The organism is Streptomyces sp. NPDC059832 (assembly GCF_042731715.1).
In the GTDB taxonomy this organism is placed as follows: domain Bacteria; phylum Actinomycetota; class Actinomycetes; order Streptomycetales; family Streptomycetaceae; genus Streptomyces.
In genome coordinates this window covers 48,253-68,045 of sequence record NZ_JBHWIY010000033.1, presented here as the reverse complement: position 1 = coordinate 68,045, position 19,793 = coordinate 48,253, and the positions used below count along the sequence as shown (strand labels likewise).

Annotated in this window: 14 protein-coding genes and 1 pseudogene; 7 read left to right on the top strand and 8 right to left on the bottom strand. The window is 70.1% G+C overall.

From position 1 onward, the window contains the following. Positions 1–14 precede the first annotated feature (14 nt). The 4 genes from ACFV8T_RS36755 to ACFV8T_RS36740 all read left to right on the top strand — a co-directional run bounded on the left by ACFV8T_RS36755 (position 15) and on the right by ACFV8T_RS36740 (position 4,312). Positions 15–866, top strand: a complete 852-nt coding sequence (locus ACFV8T_RS36755; RefSeq protein WP_385336040.1) for a M24 family metallopeptidase — start codon at positions 15–17, stop codon at positions 864–866. Then, on the top strand, positions 863–2,644 hold the full coding sequence (locus ACFV8T_RS36750; protein WP_385336038.1) for an SDR family oxidoreductase: 1,782 nt from the start codon (positions 863–865) through the stop codon (positions 2,642–2,644). The genes ACFV8T_RS36755 and ACFV8T_RS36750 overlap by 4 nt, the downstream gene beginning before the upstream one ends. Beyond that, complete coding sequence (locus tag ACFV8T_RS36745; RefSeq protein WP_385336036.1) at positions 2,641–3,621, top strand: MerR family transcriptional regulator; 981 nt, start codon at positions 2,641–2,643, stop codon at positions 3,619–3,621. Before ACFV8T_RS36750 ends, ACFV8T_RS36745 begins: the two co-directional genes overlap by 4 nt. Before the next feature lie 148 nt (positions 3,622–3,769). Further along, positions 3,770–4,312 carry an RNA 2'-phosphotransferase gene (locus ACFV8T_RS36740; protein ID WP_385336034.1) on the top strand — a complete coding sequence of 181 codons (543 nt, stop codon included), beginning with the start codon at positions 3,770–3,772 and terminating at the stop codon, positions 4,310–4,312. A gap of 206 nt (positions 4,313–4,518) precedes the next feature. On the opposite strand, the pseudogene ACFV8T_RS36735 reads toward ACFV8T_RS36740, so the two are convergent. The 3 genes and pseudogenes from ACFV8T_RS36735 to ACFV8T_RS36725 form a co-directional block, all read right to left on the bottom strand. Continuing rightward, positions 4,519–4,986 (bottom strand): annotated as a pseudogene (locus ACFV8T_RS36735) (hypothetical protein); the annotation flags it as partial. Positions 4,987–5,193: 207 nt separating this feature from the next. Further along, complete coding sequence (locus tag ACFV8T_RS36730) at positions 5,194–6,399, bottom strand: hypothetical protein (protein WP_385336032.1); 1,206 nt, start codon at positions 6,397–6,399, stop codon at positions 5,194–5,196. Between the two features lie 52 nt (positions 6,400–6,451). After that, positions 6,452–6,763, bottom strand: coding sequence for a hypothetical protein (locus ACFV8T_RS36725; protein WP_385336030.1), 312 nt, complete (start codon positions 6,761–6,763; stop codon positions 6,452–6,454). Positions 6,764–6,866: 103 nt separating this feature from the next. Between ACFV8T_RS36725 and ACFV8T_RS36720 the strand changes: the two genes are divergently transcribed. Continuing rightward, positions 6,867–7,766, top strand: coding sequence for an LLM class flavin-dependent oxidoreductase (locus ACFV8T_RS36720; RefSeq protein WP_385336028.1), 900 nt, complete (start codon positions 6,867–6,869; stop codon positions 7,764–7,766). A gap of 120 nt (positions 7,767–7,886) precedes the next feature. Continuing rightward, positions 7,887–8,753, top strand: a complete 867-nt coding sequence (locus ACFV8T_RS36715; protein ID WP_385336026.1) for a Cof-type HAD-IIB family hydrolase — start codon at positions 7,887–7,889, stop codon at positions 8,751–8,753. Between the two features lie 57 nt (positions 8,754–8,810). On the opposite strand, the gene ACFV8T_RS36710 is transcribed toward ACFV8T_RS36715, so the two are convergent. From ACFV8T_RS36710 to hisC, 5 genes are all read right to left on the bottom strand, one after another. Continuing rightward, positions 8,811–10,517, bottom strand: a complete 1,707-nt coding sequence (locus ACFV8T_RS36710) for a GAF domain-containing sensor histidine kinase (RefSeq protein WP_385336024.1) — start codon at positions 10,515–10,517, stop codon at positions 8,811–8,813. A gap of 58 nt (positions 10,518–10,575) precedes the next feature. Continuing rightward, entirely contained in the window at positions 10,576–14,160 is a 3,585-nt protein-coding gene (gene cydD, locus ACFV8T_RS36705) for a thiol reductant ABC exporter subunit CydD (RefSeq protein ID WP_385336022.1), read from the bottom strand. Positions 14,161–14,267: 107 nt separating this feature from the next. Then, entirely contained in the window at positions 14,268–15,269 is a 1,002-nt protein-coding gene (gene cydB / locus ACFV8T_RS36700) for a cytochrome d ubiquinol oxidase subunit II (RefSeq protein WP_266416733.1), read from the bottom strand. Positions 15,270–15,287: 18 nt separating this feature from the next. After that, positions 15,288–16,796: a cytochrome ubiquinol oxidase subunit I gene (locus ACFV8T_RS36695; RefSeq protein WP_385336020.1), complete on the bottom strand. Its 1,509-nt coding sequence runs from the start codon at positions 16,794–16,796 to the stop codon at positions 15,288–15,290. 298 nt (positions 16,797–17,094) lie between these two features. After that, positions 17,095–18,174, bottom strand: coding sequence for a histidinol-phosphate transaminase (gene hisC / locus ACFV8T_RS36690; RefSeq protein ID WP_385336018.1), 1,080 nt, complete (start codon positions 18,172–18,174; stop codon positions 17,095–17,097). A gap of 371 nt (positions 18,175–18,545) precedes the next feature. Here hisC and ACFV8T_RS36685 point away from each other — a divergent pair, with 371 nt between their 5' ends. Further along, positions 18,546–19,658 (top strand): LacI family DNA-binding transcriptional regulator, encoded by a 1,113-nt coding sequence (locus ACFV8T_RS36685; protein WP_266416741.1) that lies wholly within the window; start codon positions 18,546–18,548, stop codon positions 19,656–19,658. The last annotated feature ends 135 nt before the right edge of the window (positions 19,659–19,793 follow it).

The following is a 19,793-nucleotide window of genomic DNA, read 5'->3' as shown; positions in this document are numbered from 1 at the left end:
GAACGGACGGTGGCATGGCCTCGGCAGTGAAGGACGAAAAGGCCCCGGAGCTGCGGGGGTTCAGAGAGGTGCAAAGCCTCGCGTACGCCTGCGCGGAGGCGGTCGCGGGCCGGCTCCGGCCCGGGGTGACCGAGCGCGAGGCGGCCCGTATGCAGCGCGACTGGCTGCGCGAGCGCGGTGTGCGGGACTGGTTCCATCTCCCCTTCGCCTGGTTCGGGGACCGCACGGCCTTCGCCGGCTTCAAGGTTCCCCTGCAGTTCTTCCCGACCAACCGGAAGCTGGAGCCGGGGATGCCCTTCATCCTCGACATGGCTCCGGTGTACAAGGGCTTCACGGCCGACATCGGCTACTCCGGCTGTCTCGGGCTCAACCCCCTGCACGACAAGCTGCTGGCCGATCTGGAGGCCCACCGCGAGCTGATACTGCGCGAGGTGCGCGAGCGGCGTTCGCTGCGCGAGATATACGAGGACGTCGAACGCCTGATGATCAGGCAGGGGTACGCCAACAGGCACCGCGCCTATCCCTTCGGTGTCATCGCCCACAAGGTCGACCGCGTCACCGAACGCCGCTGGTCCCCCCATGTGTTCGGCTTCGGCACCCAGTCCCTCAAGGGGCTGATGAGCGACGCGTTGCACGGACACCGGGACGGCTGGTCGCCGCTGTGGAGTCCGTACCGCTTCTCCGACCATCCGCCGCAGCCCGGTCTGTGGGCGGTCGAGCCCCATCTCGGATTCCGCGGTACGGGTGCCAAGTTCGAGGAGATCCTGGTGGTCACCGACTCCAAGGACCCCGAGCAGAGCGCCTTCTGGCTGGACGACGATCTTCCGCATGTGCGGCGCTGGGCCGAGGAAAGGGTGGCGGCATGAATCTGCAGAGCCTGCCGGGGGCGCGCGAACGCCGGGTGCGTACGGGCGGAATCGAGCTGTGTGTCGCCGAGTTGGGCGAGGAGGGACGGCCGACGGTCGTCCTGGTGCACGGCTACCCGGACAGCAAGGAAGTCTGGACGGACGTGGCGCGCCGGCTGGCCGAACAGTGGCACGTCGTGCTGTACGACGTGCGCGGGCACGGCCGGTCCACGGCCCCGAAGCCCCTGCGCGGCGGCTTCACCCTGGAGAAGCTCACCGACGACTTCCTGGCCGTCGCCGATGCGGTGAGTCCGGACCGGCCGGTGCATCTCGTCGGGCACGACTGGGGGTCGGTCCAGGCCTGGGAGTTCGTCACGGTCAAGCGGACCGAGGGCCGGATCGCCTCGTTCACCTCGATGTCCGGCCCTTCCCTGGACCACTTCGGGCACTGGATCAAGCAGCGGATGGCCCGGCCCACCCCGCGCCGGGTCGGCCAGCTGCTCGGCCAGGGCGCCAAGTCCTGGTACGTCTACATGCTGCATACGCCGGTCCTGCCCGAGCTCGCCTGGCGCGGCCCGCTCGGCAAGCAGTGGCCGCGGATACTCCAGCGGCTGGAGAAGGTACCGGCGGGCGACTACCCGACAGCCTCGCTGCCCGACGACGCGGCGCACGGCGCCTGGCTCTACCGCGACAACGTCCGCGCCCGGCTGAGCCGACCGCGCACCGACGCCTACGCGCATGTGCCGGTCCAACTGATCACACCGACCGGCGACATCTTCCTCTCGGAGAAGCTGTACGACCAACTGGAGCTGTGGGCACCCCAGTTGGTACGCAGGTCGCTGGACGGCAAGCACTGGGTGCCGCGCACCAGGCCGGACCAGCTCGCCGCCTGGACAAGCGAGTTCGTCGCCGCGAACGAGGCGGCCAAGGAGAACGGCGGCCCGGTGCAGGACACCGCGCCGACCGGGGCGTACGCGGACAGGTTCGGCGGCCGGCTGGTCCTCGTGACGGGCGCGGCCGGCGGCATCGGCCGGGCCACCGCTTTCGCGTTCGCCGAGGCGGGTGCCCGGGTGGTGGCCGTGGACCGGGACGCGGAGGGAGCCGCCAGGACGGCCGAGATGGCCCGGCTGATCGGTGCCCCGGCCGCCTGGGGCGAGGCGGTCGACGTCAGCGACGAGCAGGCGATGGAGAAGCTCGCCGAGAAGGTCGCCGCCGAGTACGGAATCGTCGACGTCCTGGTCAACAACGCCGGGATCGGCCTGTCCGGCTCCTTCCTGGACACCACGAGCGAGGACTGGAAGAACGTCCTCGACGTCAATCTGTGGGGGGTCATCCACGGCTGCCGGATCTTCGGCAGGCAGATGGCCGAGCGCGGCCAGGGCGGCCATATCGTCAACACGGCTTCCGCCGCCGCCTATCAGCCGTCCCGGGCGCTGCCCGCGTACAGCACTTCCAAGGCGGCGGTGCTGATGCTCAGCGAATGCCTGCGGGCCGAGTTCGCCGAGCGGTCGATCGGGGTCAGCGCCATCTGTCCCGGCATCGTCAACACGAACATCACCGCGACGACGCACTTCGCCGGTGCCGACGCCGCGGAGGAGAAGCGTCTGCGCAAGCGGACCAGCCGGCTGTACGGGCTCCGCAACTACCCGCCGGAGCGGGTCGCCGACGCGATCCTCAAGGCGGTGGTGCGCAACCAGGCCGTCGTGCCGGTGACACCGGAGGCCCGCGGGGCCCGCCTCCTGTCCCGGTTCAGCCCCGGCGCGCTACGGGGGATCGCCCGGCTGAAGCCGCCGCTGTGAACGGCCCCGGGCGGTCGTCGGCGGCGACGGACCGGCAGGCCGCCGCCGAGTACCGGATCGAGGACCTGGCGCACGCGAGCGGGGCCACCGTCCGCACGATCCGCGCCTACCAGGACCGCGGCCTGCTGCCGACACCGGAGCGGCGCGGCCGGGCCAATGTGTACCGGGACACCCATCTCTCCCGGCTCCGGCAGATCGCCGATCTGCTGGATCGCGGTTACACCCTGGCCAGCATCAAGGAGCTCCTGGACGCCTGGGACACCGGTCGTGGGCTGGGCGGAGTGCTCGGGCTCGTCGCCGAGGTGCACGGCCCCTGGACGGACGAACAGGCCGACCGGATCACCCGGGACGAGCTGAACCTCAAGTTCGGCGGGACCTCGGACGACGAGGCGGTCGCCGAGGCGGTGGACCTCGGCGTACTCGAACGCATTCCGGGCAGGGACGACGAATTCCTGGTGCCGAGCCCCCAGGAGCTGGCCGTGGCGGTCGAGTTGCACGCGGCGGGCGTGCCGCTCAGCGCAATCTCCGGGCATCTGAGGGAACTTCGCGGTCAGGTCGAGCAGATCGCCTCGCGTTTCCTGGAGTTCACCACCGAGCATGTCTTCGCCCGCTACCTCGGCCATCGGCCGCCGACCGATTCGGACGCGGCCGAGGCTGCCGCCATGGTGCGCAGACTACGTCCGCTCGCCCAGCAGACGGTGGACGCCGAACTGGCCCGTGCGATGAGGACGTTCGCCACCCGTCATCTGCATCATCACCTCGGCGCGGACACGCCCATCGGTGTGGATCCCCCGTCACTCACGGCACACGGAGTGGATCTGCCGCCGAGCACGATCCGGGCTGTCCGACAGCTGGTTGGCGCGGAGAACGTCTCCGCCTTCGTCGCGGCAGCCGCCGAACGCGAGGTGCAATCAAGGACATTGGATGCACTTGTTTCACCTAACGGTAAAGTGGAGCAAGTTGACCAAAATGATTGATTTCGCTTTGACTTGTCCACAGAATCGCCAATTAGCCTGTGGATAAGTCGAACTGACTGTGGATCAAACCTGTGGAGGAGAACTACTTCGGCACCTCGTGAGCGAAACCCGCATGCACCGGGAAGACCCTCACTGGCACCCTGCCGGTATGGATGAAAGACGCACCGTCAAGGTGTCCAAGTACCTTTCGAAACACCTGCGGCATCAGCCGGAGCGGATCGGCATCGCGCTCGACGCCAACGGCTGGGTGCCCATCGACACGCTGCTGCGGGCCGTGGCCCGCAGCAACTTCCCCCTCACCCGAGCCGAGCTCGACCATGTCGTCGCCGTCAACGACAAGCAGCGCTTCGCCGTCGAGAACGACCGGATCCGCGCGAGCCAGGGCCATACCGTCCCGGTGGATCTCGACCTGCCGCCGGCCGAACCGCCGGCGTACCTCTACCACGGCACGGTGGGCCGCGCGCTGGACTCGATCCGGAGCGAGGGGCTGCGGCCCATGGACCGCACGCACGTCCATCTCTCGCCCGACCGCGAGACGGCGACCAGGGTCGGCGCCCGGCGCGGCCGGCCCGTCGTCCTGTCCGTGGACGCGGGCGCGATGCACCACGCGGGCCACACCTTCTACGTCAGCGCCAACGGCGTCTGGCTCACCGCTGCCGTGCCGCCCGCGTTCCTGCGGTTCCGCGACTGACCAGCGACTCGGCCGCCCGGTCGGGCCGGTGCCCGGTCCGGTCCCCCGACCCGCGCCCCCTCCGGTGTTCCGTCCCGCCGAGGAGTCGCACGCCCACGTGGAGCGGGCCCACCGGTTTACGGCCCCTGGCCCGGCGGACCTTCCGCGACGGCCCCTGGTTCGGTGCGGTACCGACCCCCACCGCCGCGACCGCCGCCACGCACTCGGATCGGCTCGACGACGATACGAGGGTGGCACAGTCGGCGCAGGTCATCCGTGTCGCTCGTGATGACAGTGACGTCGCCGTGCTCCACGTGAGCCGTGGCCGTGGCTGTGGCTGTGGCTGTGGCTGTGGCTGTGGCTGTGGCTGTGGCCGCGAGCATCGCATCGATGGCGCACTTCTGACCGTGCAGGCTTTCTGCGGCGAGCGGTCTGCTTGCCGCATGTGCGATCTCCTCCGTGACGGGGCGCACCTTGGCCAGGGAAACGGCATGGTCGAACGCAGCCTGCGGCACCTTCGGGTCGCGTGCCTCCACCAGCGTGGCGGCGCTCGTCACGACGAGCAGGTCCAGTCTGCGGGCGACTTCCGGCCATACGGTCATGTCACGGTGCCGACGGGAGAGCTTGGAGAGGGCCTCGCTGTCGAGAACGAGAGTCCCGCCGACAGGGCCGTGTTCCGCTTCAGCGGTGGCGATGTACTCGTCGATGGCCTCGCGCAGAGCTGCCGCTGTACGGCCTCCTCGATACAGGAGGAGACGCCTTGCTTGCCGGCGCGTGCGCGGATTGCCTCCAGGGTCTCGGCGCGCAGGGAGACGCTGGTGACTCGGGTCTTGCCGGGGCGGGGCGTGTCCACAGGGGAAGTGGAGTACATGACTTATTGAACCGTCGACGCTTCACGGTGACTACCGGCTGCCGGCAGCGAGCCTGCTGAGGCGGTCGCCGATGACGGAAACGCCCGGACGGGGCTCGTTCTCGTAGTACCAGGACTTGCGTCGGCGCAGCAGCGTCTCACCATGCTCGCTCCAGGTGAAGCCGGGTTTCCGCAGGAGCTTCCGGAACACCTCGTCAGCGGTCTCCGGGTGAGCGGCGGCCAGACGGCGGATCGGCAATGGCGCGATCGACTCCTCACGCAGGTACGTGCGCAGCAGATCCTGGTGTCGCCCGCGTCCCGTGAGGGCGGGGTCCGCGAAGAGGTCCCGCAGCATCCCGTAGTCGGCGTAGAAGTTGAGCCCGTCGATCTGGTCGTAGATGACACCGATGGTGTCCGAGTCCGCCAGTTCCGGCGGAAGTTCGAAGAAGGGCAGGTCCAGGCGGGGGAGCCGCCTGCGCGGGGCACGGCCGGGCTGTGCGGCGACGGCGGCCTCCTGACGGTGGCGATAGTAGGCGTTGAGGAGGTCCTCGGCTTCGGCAGGCGGAAGGACCAGCTCGTCGCTGCCGCAGAACTCTACGAACGCGGCCCGGTCCTCCCGCATCCGCTGCCACCCCTGCTCGATCTTCTCGGGGTTGCGGAAGACCAGCTCGGGTTGGCCGGTGGCCAGTTCGAGCGCCGCCTGTGCGATGTCGGTGGCACTGGACCTGGGGTAGTACGACATCGCCCCGGACACCAGCCACGCCCCGTCGCCCGAGTGGACGGGTACCAGGCAGGTGTGGAGGAATCCTCCCTTGGACACTCCGCGGAACGCCGCCGGCCCGACATTCGAGTACGTGCGGTACTCCAGGTCGTCGACAAGGTTCAGCAGGACGACGGCATCCCCGTCCTTGCGCTGGATCTCGAAGATGCCCTCGACCGGGTCACGCCAGCCGAGCAGCATCTCCCGGTCGGCCGCGGTCAAGTCCTTCCGTCCGGCGACGAACCGGTCCACCACGGTCGAACCGTCCGGCAGCCGATACCGCAGGATGAAGTGGTCGGTGATCCGGATGGCCTCACCCTCGTCCAGCTGTCTTGCAGGCCCAGCGGCATCCAGCAGGAGGGGCGTCAGCCACCGGTCGAAGCGGGCGCTCTGAGCGAAGGCGACCAGATCCCCTTTCAACTCGGCGCTGTGCTCGATGAGATCGGCCGGCGACGGTTCACCGGCACCCTGATGCGTGCCTCGTGCGGCCTCAGCCACGTTCAGCCCTTTCGTACGAGCCAGTTCCGCGTGAAGTGGGAGGTGCCCGGCCTCAACCGGCCCAGTGACGGTACGCCTCGATCCATTCCGCCCCCTCGGGCGCCGGGCTGGGCAACGGCAGCTCCAGGATGCCGATCGACTGCCGGACGCGGCCCCGGGAGCACAGGGCGACGATCCTGCCGCCGGGTGTGAGGTCGACGCCGTGCACAGTCACCTCGACGCCGAGAACCGCGGTGGTGAAGGGCAGGCCGAGGCACTCCTCAAGCATGGTGAACAAACCGGTCAGCTGCTCGTCGTCGCTGTAGGCGTCGACAGTCGCCTCTTCGATCATGGCCTCGAGCTCGGTCCTGCCCAGCGTGCCCATGACTCCACGGTAGCGGCCCCCATCCGCGACGGCGGCGTGGCTTCCTGCAATCTGCTCCGTCGGCATATCCGTGGCAGCGGGAAGCGCGCGTATCGTCGGGGTCATGCGTCTGAGCACGGTGATCCTCCCCATCCACCGGTGGGCCGAAGGACAGAAGATCTGGCAGCGGGCCGAAGACCTCGGGTTCCACGCCGCCTACACCTACGACCACCTGGCCTGGCGGACCTTCCGCGACGGCCCCTGGTTCGGTGCGGTACCGACCCTCACCGCCGCGGCCGCCGCCACCCGCCGACTGCGCCTGGGCACCCTCGTCACCTCCCCCAACTTCCGGCACCCCGTCACGCTCGCCAAGGACCTCATCACGCTCGACGACGTCTCCGACGGGCGCCTCACCCTCGGCATCGGCGCCGGCGGCAACGGCTTCGACGCCACGACACTGCGCCGGAGCGACGAGGAGCCGTGGACGCCGCGCGAACGGGCCGACCACTTCGACGAGTTCGTACCGCTGCTCGACCAGCTGCTGCGTGAGCCCTCGGTGACGCACGAGGGCAGGTTCTACTCGGCGAACGAGGCGCGGAACATCCCCGGCTGTGTGCAGCGGCCCCGGCTGCCGTTCGCGGTGGCCGCCACCGGCCCGCGCGGAATGAAGCTCGCCGCCCGGTACGGCCAGGCCTGGGTCACCACGGGCGACCCGAAGCTGTACGAGACGGGCACCCCGGAACAGTCCGTGGAGGCCATCCGGGGACAGCTCACCAAGCTGGGCACGGCCTGCGAGTCCATCGGCCGGGATGTCGCCGAGCTGGACAAGATCCTCCTCACCGGCTTCACCCCGGACCGCCCGCTGCAGTCCCTCGACGCCTTCGTCGACTTCGCGGGCACCCACTTCGCGCTGGGCTTCACGGAGATCGTCGTTCACCTGCCGATCCCCGACTCCGACTTCGCGGCGGACGAGAAGGTCTTCGAGCGCATCGCCACCGAGGCTCTGGCCCAGCTCGGCCACTGACCCACCCGCCGCCGGGACCGGTGGCATATGCGCCAGGCATGTTCGCCTGGTCAGGGGCGCGCATCCTCAGATGTGCGCCCCTCCGCACGCCCGTGCACCCTCGTGCGCGAGAATGGCCCGGTGACCTCAGCTACCGACTCGCCTTCGCCTGCCGCTATCCGGCTGATCGCCACCGACCTGGACGGCACCCTGCTCCGCGACGACAAGACGGTCTCCGACCGTACGGTCGCCGCGCTCGCCGCTGCCGAGGAGGCCGGTATCGAGGTCTTCTTCGTCACCGGGCGCCCGGCCCGCTGGATGGATGTCGTCAGCGACCATGTGCACGGCCACGGCCTGGCGATCTGCGCCAACGGCGCGGCGGTCGCCGATCTGCACGCCGGCGGCGAGCTGGTCGAGGTCCGGCCGCTGGAGCGTGCCATCGCCCTCGACGTGGTCCACTCGCTGCGCGCCGCCGCCCCCGGCACCACCTTCGCCGTCGAGCTGGCCACCGGCATCCACTACGAACCGGACTACCCGCCGTTCCACCTGGACCCGTGCGCCTCGGTCGCCGTCGCCGAGAAGCTGCTGCACGAGGAGGCGCCCGGCACCGGCGTCCCCGTGCTGAAGCTCCTCGCCCACCACGCCGAACTCGCCCCGGACGACTTCCTCGCCCTGGCCCGTACGACGGCCGGTGAGCGGGCTTCCTTCACCCGGTCCAGCCCCACGGCCCTGCTGGAGATCAGCGGCCCCGGGGTCTCCAAGGCCAGCACGCTGGAGCTCTGCTGCGCCGAGCGCGGTATCTCGCCCGCCGAGGTCGTCGCCTTCGGGGACATGCCCAACGACGTGGAGATGCTGAGCTGGGCGGGCACGTCGTACGCGATGGGCAACGCCCACCCGGCCGCGCTCGCCGCCGCCTCCGGCCGGACCGCCACCAACGGCGAGGACGGTGTCGCAGTCGTCATCGAGCGGATCGTCGCCGAGCGCCGGGCGTCCGGTATCGGGCGCTGAGCCCTCTTCTCCGAAGAGGCAGCGCCCGGTCTCCGAAGAGGCAGCGCCCGGCCGCCGTCACAGAGGCGCCTCCCACACCACCGTCGTACCGCCCCCGTCCTCCCCGATCCCGGGCCCGAACCAGCTCGCGCCGCCGAGCGCCTCCGCCCGGCGCGCCAGGTTCCGCAGCCCGCTGCGGCGGCCGCCCTCGGGGATGCCCACTCCGTCGTCGGCGACCGACAACCGCACCGCGTCCCTCCCGTCGGGCAGCGTGGCGGTCGCGTCGACGACCACGTCGATCAACGACGCCTCGGCGTGCCGGAAGGCGTTGGACAGCGCCTCCCGCAGCGCCGCGACGAGGTTCTTGCCGGTCAGCTCGCCGACCAGCGAGTCGACCGGGCCGAGGAAGCGGTGCGAGGGCTTGAAGCCCAGCGGGACCGCCGCCATGTTGATCTCGCGCAGGACGCGGGTGCGCAGCCCCGAAGGCGCCTCGGCGGGTTCCTGCTGCAGCGCGAAGATCGCGGTACGGATCTCCTGGATGGTCACGTCCAGTTCGTCGACCGCCCGGCCGACCCCGGTCTGCACCTCGGGCACGACCGACCGGCGCTGGGCGCTCTCCAGCATCATCCCGGTGGCGAACAGCCGCTGGATGACCAGATCGTGCAGATCGCGGGCGATCCGGTCCCGGTCCTCGTAGACCGCCAGCCGCTCCCGGTCCCGCTGTGCCTCGGCCATCATCAGCGCGAGCGCCGCCTGCGAGGCGAACTGGGTGGCGAGGGTGCGCTCCGCCTCCGTGAAGGGCCTGCCGCCCCGGGCACGGGGGGTGGCGAGCGCGCCGAGCACCCGCCCGCCGCTGTGCAGGGGCAGCAGCATGCTCGGGCCGTACCGATGGGCCAGCGTGGTGACCATGCGGGGGTCGGCGGCCGAATCGTCCACGAAGACCGCCTCGCCGCCCAGCAGCTTCGCCGCCACCGAGCTCTCCGGCCCGATGATCACTCCGAGCGAGGAGGAGGGGTCGTCCGCGGAGACGGCGACGATCTCCAGTCCGCCGTCCTCGGTGGGCAGCAGCACGATCCCGGCGGCGGAGTCGGCAAGCCGGCGGGCCTGTTCGGCGACGACGGAGAGCGCGTCGTCGGCGTCCCCGCCGGAGAGCAGGGCGGTTGTCACGGCCACCGATCCGTCGATCCACCGCTCGCGCTGGCGTGCCGCCTCGTACAGCCGGGCGTTGCCGATGGCGATCCCGGCCTCCGTGGCGAGCACCCGGACCATGTGCAGGTCGTAGTCGTTGAACTCGCCGCCGTCGTCCTTCTCGGCCAGATAGAGATTGCCGAAGATCTCTCCCTGTACGCGGATCGGGACGCCGAGAAAGGTCCGCATCCGGGGGTGGCCGGGCGGGAAGCCGGCGAACCTCGGATCGGCCGTCAGATCGGCGAGCCTCACCGGCACCGGATCGTGGATCAGCGCGCCCAGCAGTCCCCGGTGCCCGTCGGGGCGGTGCCCGATCTCTTCCGCCACCTCGTCCGGTACTCCGTACGTGACGAAGTCGGAGAGCCCTTCGCCCTCCTCGTCCACGACGCCGATGGCGGCGTAGCGGGATCGGGCGAGTTCGGCGGCCGTCTCGCAGATCCGGTCGAGGGTGGAGTGCAGTTCCAGGCCCGCGCCGACGGAGCGCATGGCTTCCAGCAGCTGGGGGATGCGGGCGGTGATCTCGGTGGACAGGCCCTGCAGGCTGCGGGTCGCCCGGGTAGCCGCTTCGAGTGAGTCCTTCGGGTCCTGCTCCGGCATACCCCCGAGAGTAGTTAGTCCCGATTGGGGAGGAAAGTCGGCTGTCGCGCCGCCCGGCTCACACCCGCACGCCCACGGACCCTTCCGGCACCCGCGCAGTCTCCCGCTCGCCCACGGCCCCTACCGGCACCCGTGCGGTCTCCCGCTCGCGCTCCAGCATCCGGCGCAAGGGACCTTCCCCGGCGGCAAGATCGGTGTACGAGCCACGCTGCACGACCCGGCCGACGTCCAGCACCAGCACCTCGTCGACGGCTTCGAGTCCCTGCAGGCGATGGGTGATCAGCACGGTCGTGCGCCCCTCGGTGGCGGCCAGCAGGTCCGCGGTCAGGGCGTCCGCGGTCGCCAGGTCGAGATGCTCGGCGGGCTCGTCCAGGATCAGGACGGGAAAGTCGGCGAGGATCGCCCTGGCCAGGGCGAGGCGCTGGCGCTGGCCGCCGGAGAGGCGCGCGCCATGTTCGCCGACGAGGGTGTCGAGCCCGTCGGGCAGCGCGTCGGCCCAGTCGAGCAGCCGCGCCCGGCCGAGGGCGGACCGCAGCTCCTCGTCCGTCGCACCGGTTCGGGCCAGCCGTAGATTCTCCCGGATGGAGCTGTCGAAGACATGGGCGTCCTGAGCACACAGCCCGACGAACCGCCGGACCGTGTCCCCCTCCAGCGCACGGGCCTCGACACCGCCGATCCGGTACGTACCGGCCCGCTCGTCCAGGAAGCGGACCAGGACCTGCGCGAGGGTCGTCTTCCCGGAGCCGGAGGGTCCGACGACGGCGATACGCCGGCCGGCCGTCAACGTCAGATCGACGGCGCCGAGGGCGTCCCGGCCTGCTCCCGGGTACCGGGCCGACAGCCCCCGTACCTCCAGCGGGAAGGGCGATGCGGGTGCCTCGGCCGGGCTGCCGGGTTCGCGTACCGGCAGCGGGGCGTCCAGCACCTCGTACACCCGCTCCGCGCTCCGCTCGACCCGCCGGCGGTACTGCACGGCGAGCGGCAGACCGGTCACGGCCTCGAAGGCGGCCAGCGGGGTGAGCACCACCACCGCGAGTTCCACACCCGCGAGCCGGCCGTCGTGCACGGCGGGAAGGGCGACGAGCGCGGTGGCGACGACGGTGAGGCCGGCGACCAGGGCGATGAGGCCGCCGCCGAGCGCGGTGGCGGTCGCCGCGCGGGCGGCGATGCGGGTCAGTACGCCGTCGGCGTCCCGGGTCCGTTCCGCGCGGGCGGGCAGGGCACCCGCGACGGTCAGTTCGGCGGTTCCGCCGAGCAGGTCCGTGACCCGGGTGGCCAGATCGGCGCGCGCGGGGGCGAGCCGGCGTTCCGTGTGACGGGAGCAGGCACTGCTCACCAGCGGCACTCCCACTCCGGCCAGCAGCAGTCCGGCGGCCAGCACGGCGCCTGCTGCCGGCAGCAGGCGGCCGATGAATCCGGCAGCCGCCGTTCCGACGACCACGGCGGTCCCGGCGGGCAGCATCCAGCGCAGCCAGTAGTCCTGCAGGGCGTCGACATCGGCGACGAGCCGGGAGAGCAGGTCCCCGCGCCGGGTCCGGCGCAGTCCGGCGGGCGCGACGCGCTCCAGGCCCCGGTAGACCGCGACGCGCAGTTCGGCGAGCATCTTGAGCACCGCGTCGTGCGACACCAGACGCTCGGCGTAGCGGAAGACGGCCCGCCCGAGTCCGAAGGCGCGGGTCGCGGTCACGGCGACCATCAGATAGAGCACCGGGGGCTGTTCGGAGGCGCGCGAGATCAGCCAGCCGGAGACGGCCATGAGCCCGACGGCCGAGCCCAGGGCGAGGCTTCCCAGCAGCAGCGCGAGTGCCAGCCGGCCGCGCTGTGCCCCTGCGGCCTCCCTGACCCGTGCCAGGACCCGGCCGGAGCGGGCCGCGGTGTCCCTCAGCACCTCGGGCTCCGCTGCCTCGTCGATCCGGTCGGTGGGAGCGCTCGTCTCCATCCGGTCGGCGGCAGCGCTCGTCGGCCGCGGCACGACCGCGGACGCCTCGGTCATCGCCGACCGCGCCGTCGCGCCCGGTTCGAGGGTCACCACCCGGTCGGCCATCGAGAGCAGCGCCGGGCGGTGCACGACCAGCAGCACGGTCCGTCCCACCGCCAGCCGCCGTACCGCCTCGACGATCCCCGCCTCCGTCTCGCCGTCCAGGCTCGCGGTCGGCTCGTCGAGCAGCAGCAGCGGGCGGTCGGCGAGGAAGGCCCGCGCGAGGGCGAGCCGCTGCCGCTGTCCGGCGGAGAGGCCCGCGCCGTCCTCGCCGATGAGCGTCCGTACCCCGTCCGGCAGTTCCGCCACGAAGTCAAAGGCCCCGGCGTCCCGCAGCGCGGCCGTCACCGCGCTGTCGTCGGCGTCCGGCCGGGCCAGTCGTACGTTCTCCGCGATGGTGCCCGCGAAGAGGTGCGGGCGCTGCGGCACCCAGGCGATCCGTTCCCGCCATCGCTCGGGCGCGAGCGTCGTCAGGTCGACACCGCCGACGCGTACCCGCCCCTCGTCAGGGTGTGTGAAGCCGAGGACCACGTCGAGCAGGGTGGACTTCCCGACACCGCTGGGGCCGACCAGGGCCACGGTCTCCCCTTCGTCCACCACCAATGAGGCCCCGTCCAGCGAGGGTTCGGCACGGCCCTCGTGCCGCACGGTCACCCGCTCCAGCTCCAGCCGCAGTGAACCGGGCACGTCCGCCGTGCCGTCCTGCCGGAGCTCGGTCTCCAGGACAGCGAAGATCTCCTCCGCGGCCGAGAGCCCCTCGGCAGCGGCGTGGTACTGCGCTCCGACCTGGCGGATCGGCAGATAGGCCTCGGGCGCCAGGATCAGCACCACCAGGCCGGTGTAGAGGTCGAGTTCGCCGTGCACCAGCCGCATGCCGATGGTGACGGCGACGAGGGCCACCGACAACGTGGCCAGCAGTTCCAGGGCGAAGGACGACAGGAACGCGATCCGCAGGGTCCGCAGCGTGGCCCGGCGGTACTGCGAGGTGATCGTGCGGATGGACTCGGCCTGCGCCTTGGCGCGGCCGAAGACCTTCAGCGTCGGCAGTCCGGCGACCACGTCGAGGAAGTGGCCGGAGAGCCGGGACAGCAGCCGCCACTGGCGGTCCATCCGTGACTGGGTGGCCCAGCCGATGAGGATCATGAAGAGCGGGATGAGCGGCAGCGTGACCACGATGATCGCTGCCGAGACCCAGTCCTCGGTGACGATCCTGGCAAGGACCGCCACCGGCACGACGACCGCGAGGCCGAGCTGCGGCAGATAGCGCGCGAAGTAGTCGTCGAGCGCGTCGACGCCACGGGTCGCGAGCGCCACCAGGGAGCCGGTGCGCTGTCCGTTCAGCCAGCCGGGACCGAGCGCCGCGGCCCGCGCCAGCAGCCGGCCGCGGAGTTCGGACTTGACCGCCGCGCTGGCCCGGTACGCGGCCAGTTCGGTCAGCCAGGAGACCAGCCCCCGGCCGAGCGCGACCGCGGCGAGCAGGATCAGCGGGGTCCGCAGAGCGGAGACCGTCAGTCCGTCCTCGAACCCGCCCACCACCACTTCGGCGATGAGCATGGCCTGGGCGATGACCAGCGCTGCCCCGACAACTCCGAGCGCCACCACGGCCGCCAGGAAGAGGCGGGTGGCGCGGGCGTAACGGAGCAGACGCGGGTCGATCGGTTTCACGTGAAACAGCCCCTAGGCAAGCTCGGTCGGTGGATCAGGGCCGGTCCGGCGGATCGGGGTCGGTGTCGTGCCCCGGCCGCGATCCGCCGGACCGGCTTCAGGTGCGTTCAGTGCGCCTCGGCGATGTGCTGCGTGCCGATGCGCTTGCGGAACACCCAGTACGTCCAGCCCTGGTACAGCAGGACGACGGGGGTGGCGATCCCCGCACACCAGGTCATGATCTTCAGTGTGTACGGGGTGGACGAGGCGTTGGTGACCGTGAGGCTCCAGGCGTCGTTCAGCGAGGACGGCATGACGTTCGGGAAGAGTGTCAGGAAGAGCATGGCGACCACCGCCGCGACGGTCACGCCGGAGAACGCGAACGACCATCCCTCGCGTCCCGCCGCGATCATGGCGACCGCGCCGACCAGTGCCACCACAGCGACGATCATCGCCAGCAGGCTCCAGCCGTCCCCGTTGTCGAGCTGGGTCCAGATCAGGAAGCCGAGCGCGAGCACCGCGGTGACGATCCCCAGCTTCAGCGCCAGCCTGCCCGCCCGCTCCCGGATGTCCCCGGCCGTCTTGAGCCCCGCGAACACGGCGCCGTGGAAGGTGAAGAGGGAGAGCGTGACCAGTCCGCCGAGGATGGCGTACGGGTTGAGCAGGTCCCAGAAGTTGCCCACGTACTCCATGTCGGCGTCGATCTTCACGCCGCGCACGATGTTCCCGAAGGCCACGCCCCAGAGCAGGGCCGGGAGCAGCGAGGTCCAGAAGATCGCGTGTTCCCAGTTGGTCTGCCACTTCTCGCCGGACCGCTTCGCCCGGTACTCGAAGGCGACACCGCGCACGATCAGGCAGACCAGGATCAGTAGCAGCGGCAGGTAGAAGCCGGAGAACAGGGTGGCGTACCACTCGGGGAAGGCGGCGAAGGTCGCACCGCCCGCGGAGAGCAGCCATACCTCGTTGCCGTCCCAGACGGGCCCGATCGTGTTGATCAGGACTCGTCGTTCCTTGCGGTCGCGGGCCAGCAGCTTGGTGAGGACACCGATCCCGAAGTCGAATCCCTCCAGGAAGAAGTAGCCGGTCCAGAGGACGGCGATGAGTACGAACCAGACGTCGTGGAGTTCCATCTCTCAGCTCCTCTGCTCTCAGTAGGAGAAGGCCATCGGCCGGTCGGCGTCGTCATGGTCGCCGCCGATCTTGGTGGGCGGGTTGAGGTCTGCCTCCGTGAGCTCCGGCGGACCTGCCTTGATGTACTTCACGAGCAGCTTGACCTCGACGACCGCGAGCACGGCGTAGAGCAGGGTGAAGCCGATCATCGAGGTGAGCACCTCGCCCTGCGAGACGCCGGGGGAGACCGCGTCGCGGGTCTGGAGCACGCCGTAGACGACCCAGGGCTGGCGGCCCATCTCGGTGAAGATCCAGCCCCAGGAGTTGGCGATCAGCGGGAAGAGCAGCGTCCAGAGCGCGACGATCCAGTAGCACTTGGCGAGCTTCGGGCTGAGGGCCTTGTTCTTGAAGAGGACCAGGTGGGGCACTTCGTCCTCACCGGTCCGCAGCCCCGGCGGCAGCATGAACTTCTTCCGGGTCAGCCACAGTCCGAGGATGCCGAGGGCGAAGGAGGCCATCCCGAAGCCGATCATCCAGCGGAAGCTCCAGAACGCGACCGGGATGTTGGGCCGGTAGTCGCCGGGTCCGAACTTCTCCTGCTCGGCCTTGTTGATGTCGTTGATGCCGGGGACGTACGAAGTGAAGCTGTCGTCCGCGAGGAAGGACAGTATCCCCGGGATGGAGATCTCCACGGTGTTGTGGCCCTTGGCCACGTCGCCGACCGCGAAGATCGAGAAGGGCGCCGAGTCCTGCCCCTCCCAGAGCGCCTCGGCGGCGGCCATCTTCATCGGCTGCTGCTTGAACATGACCTTGCCGAGCTGGTCGCCGCTGATGGCGGTGAGCAGTCCGGCGATGACCACGGTGACCAGGCCGAGCCGCAGCGAGGTCCGCATCACCGGGATGTGCTTCTTGCGCGCCAGGTGGAAGGCGGCGATGCCGACCATGAACGCGCCGCCGACCAGGAAGGCCGCGGTGATGGTGTGGAAGAACTGGGCGAGCGCGGTGTTCTGGGTGAGCACGTGCCAGAAGTCGGTGAGCTCGGCCCGGCCGCGTTCCTTGTTGATCCGGTAGCCGACCGGGTGCTGCATCCAGGAGTTGGCCGCCAGGATGAAGTACGCGGACAGGATGGTTCCGATGGAGACCATCCAGATGCAGGCGAGATGGATCTTCTTCGGCAACTTGTCCCAGCCGAAGATCCACAGGCCGATGAAGGTGGACTCGAAGAAGAACGCGATCAGTGCCTCGAACGCGAGCGGGGCACCGAAGATGTCGCCGACGAACCGCGAGTAGTCGGACCAGTTCATGCCGAACTGGAACTCCTGGACGATGCCGGTGACGACGCCCATGGCGATGTTGATCAGGAAGAGTTTGCCCCAGAACTTCGTCGCCCTGAGGTACTTCTCGTTGTTCGTCCGGACCCAGGCGGTCTGCAGGCCGGCGGTGAGCGCGGCGAGAGAGATCGTCAGGGGGACGAACAGGAAGTGATAGACGGTAGTGATACCGAACTGCCATCGCGCCAGGGTTTCCGGCGCCAGAGCTAGCTCCACGTCGTCTTCTCCTTACGTCGCCGTAATCACACCGGCAGTTTGCCCTTTAAATCCGACTAATCACGGGAGGAACAGGACACGCTTGTGAACGCGTTCACATTCACAAGCATTATGGCGCACAGACTTTCGGGACGTTCGGGCGGGGTACCCCTCTCGGGACGTTCCGATCAATCTGCCCGAACCAGACGCCCCGGGAGCAACACGGACCCCGACAGCGAGAAGGCCCCGCACCTCGTCGAACGTCGAACGAGGTGCGGGGCCCGGTCCCCGAGTCGCGCAGGCGGCCTGCGCGACCGCCCTACAGCTCCTTGCGGTACGACTCCGCCACCCTCAGGAACAGGTCGTTCGCCTCGTCCTCCCCGATCGTGACCCGCACGCCCTCGCCCGCGAACGGCCTGACCACCACTCCGGCCCGCTCACATGCCGCGGCGAAGTCGGCGGTACGGTCCCCGAGCCGCAGCCAGACGAAATTCGCCTGGGAATCCGGCACGGTCCACCCCTGGCCGGCCAGGGCCCGCTGCACACGCTGGCGCTCGCACACCAACGAGCCCACCCGTCCCAGGAGTTCGTCCTCGGCACGCAGCGAGGCGACCGCCGCGTCCTGCGCGAGCTGGCTGACCCCGAAGGGCACCGCCGTCTTGCGCAGCGCGGCCGCCACCGGCTCGTGGGCCACGGCGAAACCGACCCGCAGACCCGCCAGGCCGTACGCCTTGGAGAAGGTCCGCAGCACCGCCACATTGGGCCGGTCCCGGTAGATCTCGATGCCGTCCGGCACCTCGACGTCCCGGATGAACTCCCGGTACGCCTCGTCGAGCACCACGAGGACATCGCCCGGCACCCGGTCCAGGAACCGCTCCAGCGCGTCCCGGCGCACCACGGTGCCGGTCGGGTTGTTCGGGTTGCAGACGAAGATCATCCGGGTGCGGTCCGTGATCGCGTCCGCCATCGCGTCGAGATCGTGCACGTCACCGTCGGTCAGCGGGACCTTCACCGAGGTCGCACCGCTGACCTGCGTGATGATCGGGTACGCCTCGAAGGAGCGCCAGGCGTAGATGACCTCGTCACCCGGGCCCGACGTGGCCTGGAGCAGCTGCTGCGCGACGCCGACGGAGCCGGTTCCGGTGGCGAGGTGCGAGACGGGCACACCGAAACGCTCGGCCAGTTCGTTCATCAGGCCGGTGCAGGCCATGTCCGGGTAGCGGTTGAAGTTCGCAGCCGCGGCCAGGGCGGACTCCATCACCCCGTGCAGCGGCGGATACGGGTTCTCGTTGGAGGACAGCTTGAACGCGACCGGTCCACCGGCCGCGGCCGGCTTGCCCGGTACATAGGCGGGAACGCCGTCCAGCTCGGCGCGCAGCTTGGGGCTCGTCTCGCTCACCGCAGGTCCTCCTCGACCGTCCGTACACATCAATACTGCTCACCTTATGAGGATTGGGCGCTGCTGCGAATGGCCAAAGCGGCCCAATCGTCCGGTGCGACCAGGAATGGGGGGAGCGCTATCCGCTCCGGCGCGCGCCGGTGGCTCACTCCGTGGCGCGCATCCCTCGAAGAGGTGAGATGAGACCTCTTCGAGACATCGACCATTTAGTAGGCCCATCGACTTCGACACATGACACACTACGGCCAGGCCCCTCAACATCCTTGGTTTGCAAGGCATTTGCCTCTGAATGATCATGCAAAAACGTGCCTGTCAACGAGTGAATATGCGACCAGGTCAACCGCCCTTCCGAGCCCTACTATCGGCTCGCCATGACAGCAGCAGGGAAGCACCAGGTGAGCCGGACGGACACACCCCGGCGCGGCGGCCGGCAGGGACGAGCGGGAATCCGGGACGTGGCCGCCGCCGCCGGAGTCTCCATCACGACCGTCTCCGACGCGCTCAACGGCAAGGGCAGGCTCCCGGACGCCACCCGCCGCCATGTCCGCGAGGTCGCAGAGCGCCTGGGCTACCGCCCTTCCGCCGCGGCCCGAACCCTCCGTACCGGCAAGTCCGGCCTCATCGGCCTGACCGTGACGACCTACGGGGACGAACCCTTCACCTTCACCGAATTCGCGTACTTCGCCGAGATGGCCAGAGCGGCCACCTCCGCCGCGCTCGCCCGCGGCTACGCCCTCGTCATCCTGCCCGCCACCTCACGCCACGACGTCTGGTCGAACGTCGCCCTCGACGGCACCGTCGTGATCGACCCCTCCGACCAGGACCCGGTCGTCACGGAACTCGTACGCCAGGGGCTGCCCGTCGTCTCGGACGGACGTCCGGCCGGCACCCTCCCGGTCACCGCCTGGGTCGACAACGACCACCGGGCCGCCGTGCTCGATCTGCTCGACCATCTCGCCGCCGCCGGAGCCCGCCGCATCGGCCTGCTCACCGGCACCACCACCGACACGTACACCCGCCTCTCCACCACCGCGTACCTCCACTGGTGCGAGCGCGTGGGACAGGACCCGGTGTACGAGTCGTACCCCGCCCACGACCCGTGCGCGGGCGCGGTCGCCGCCGACCGCCTGCTCGCCCGCCCGGACCGGCCCGACGCCGTCTACGGGCTCTTCGACCCCAACGGCACCGACCTGCTGGCGGCGGCCCGCCGGTACGGCCTGCGCGTCCCCGAGGACCTGCTGCTGGTCTGCTGCAGCGAGTCCACCGTGTACGCGACGACCGAGCCCCCCATCACCACCCTCTCGCTCAAGCCGCGCAGAATCGGCACGGCGGTCGTCCAGCTCCTGATCGACGCCATCGAGGGCGTGGATCAGGACGGACCGGTGGAGCAGGTCATACCGACCGAACTCATCGTGCGGACCTCCTCGCAACGCCGTCCACCCCGCACCACGGTCAGCGCACCCCGCTCTCCGGCAGGGGATTGATCAGGCGATTTCGGACCAATCGGCCGGTGAACCCGACGTGCGTCCGGATTCACCACCCCTGGTGCGTCACAGAGCACGATCCGCATTCCTATGATGGGCGCACGACACCGCGGACCGCCCCGACCAGCAGGGCCC

Excerpts from the sequence above, each read along its gene's own strand:
- ACFV8T_RS36710 (WP_385336024.1), bottom strand. The coding sequence starts at position 10,517 with ATGCCGGAGCAGGACCCGAAGGACTCACTCGAAGCGGCTACCCGGGCG.
- ACFV8T_RS36740 (WP_385336034.1), top strand. The coding sequence starts at position 3,770 with ATGGATGAAAGACGCACCGTCAAGGTGTCCAAGTACCTTTCGAAACAC.
- ACFV8T_RS36685 (WP_266416741.1), top strand. The coding sequence starts at position 18,546 with ATGACAGCAGCAGGGAAGCACCAGGTGAGCCGGACGGACACACCCCGG.
- ACFV8T_RS36725 (WP_385336030.1), bottom strand. The coding sequence starts at position 6,763 with ATGGGCACGCTGGGCAGGACCGAGCTCGAGGCCATGATCGAAGAGGCG.
- ACFV8T_RS36755 (WP_385336040.1), top strand. The coding sequence starts at position 15 with ATGGCCTCGGCAGTGAAGGACGAAAAGGCCCCGGAGCTGCGGGGGTTC.
- cydB (WP_266416733.1), bottom strand. The coding sequence starts at position 15,269 with ATGGAACTCCACGACGTCTGGTTCGTACTCATCGCCGTCCTCTGGACC.
- ACFV8T_RS36750 (WP_385336038.1), top strand. The coding sequence starts at position 863 with ATGAATCTGCAGAGCCTGCCGGGGGCGCGCGAACGCCGGGTGCGTACG.
- ACFV8T_RS36720 (WP_385336028.1), top strand. The coding sequence starts at position 6,867 with ATGCGTCTGAGCACGGTGATCCTCCCCATCCACCGGTGGGCCGAAGGA.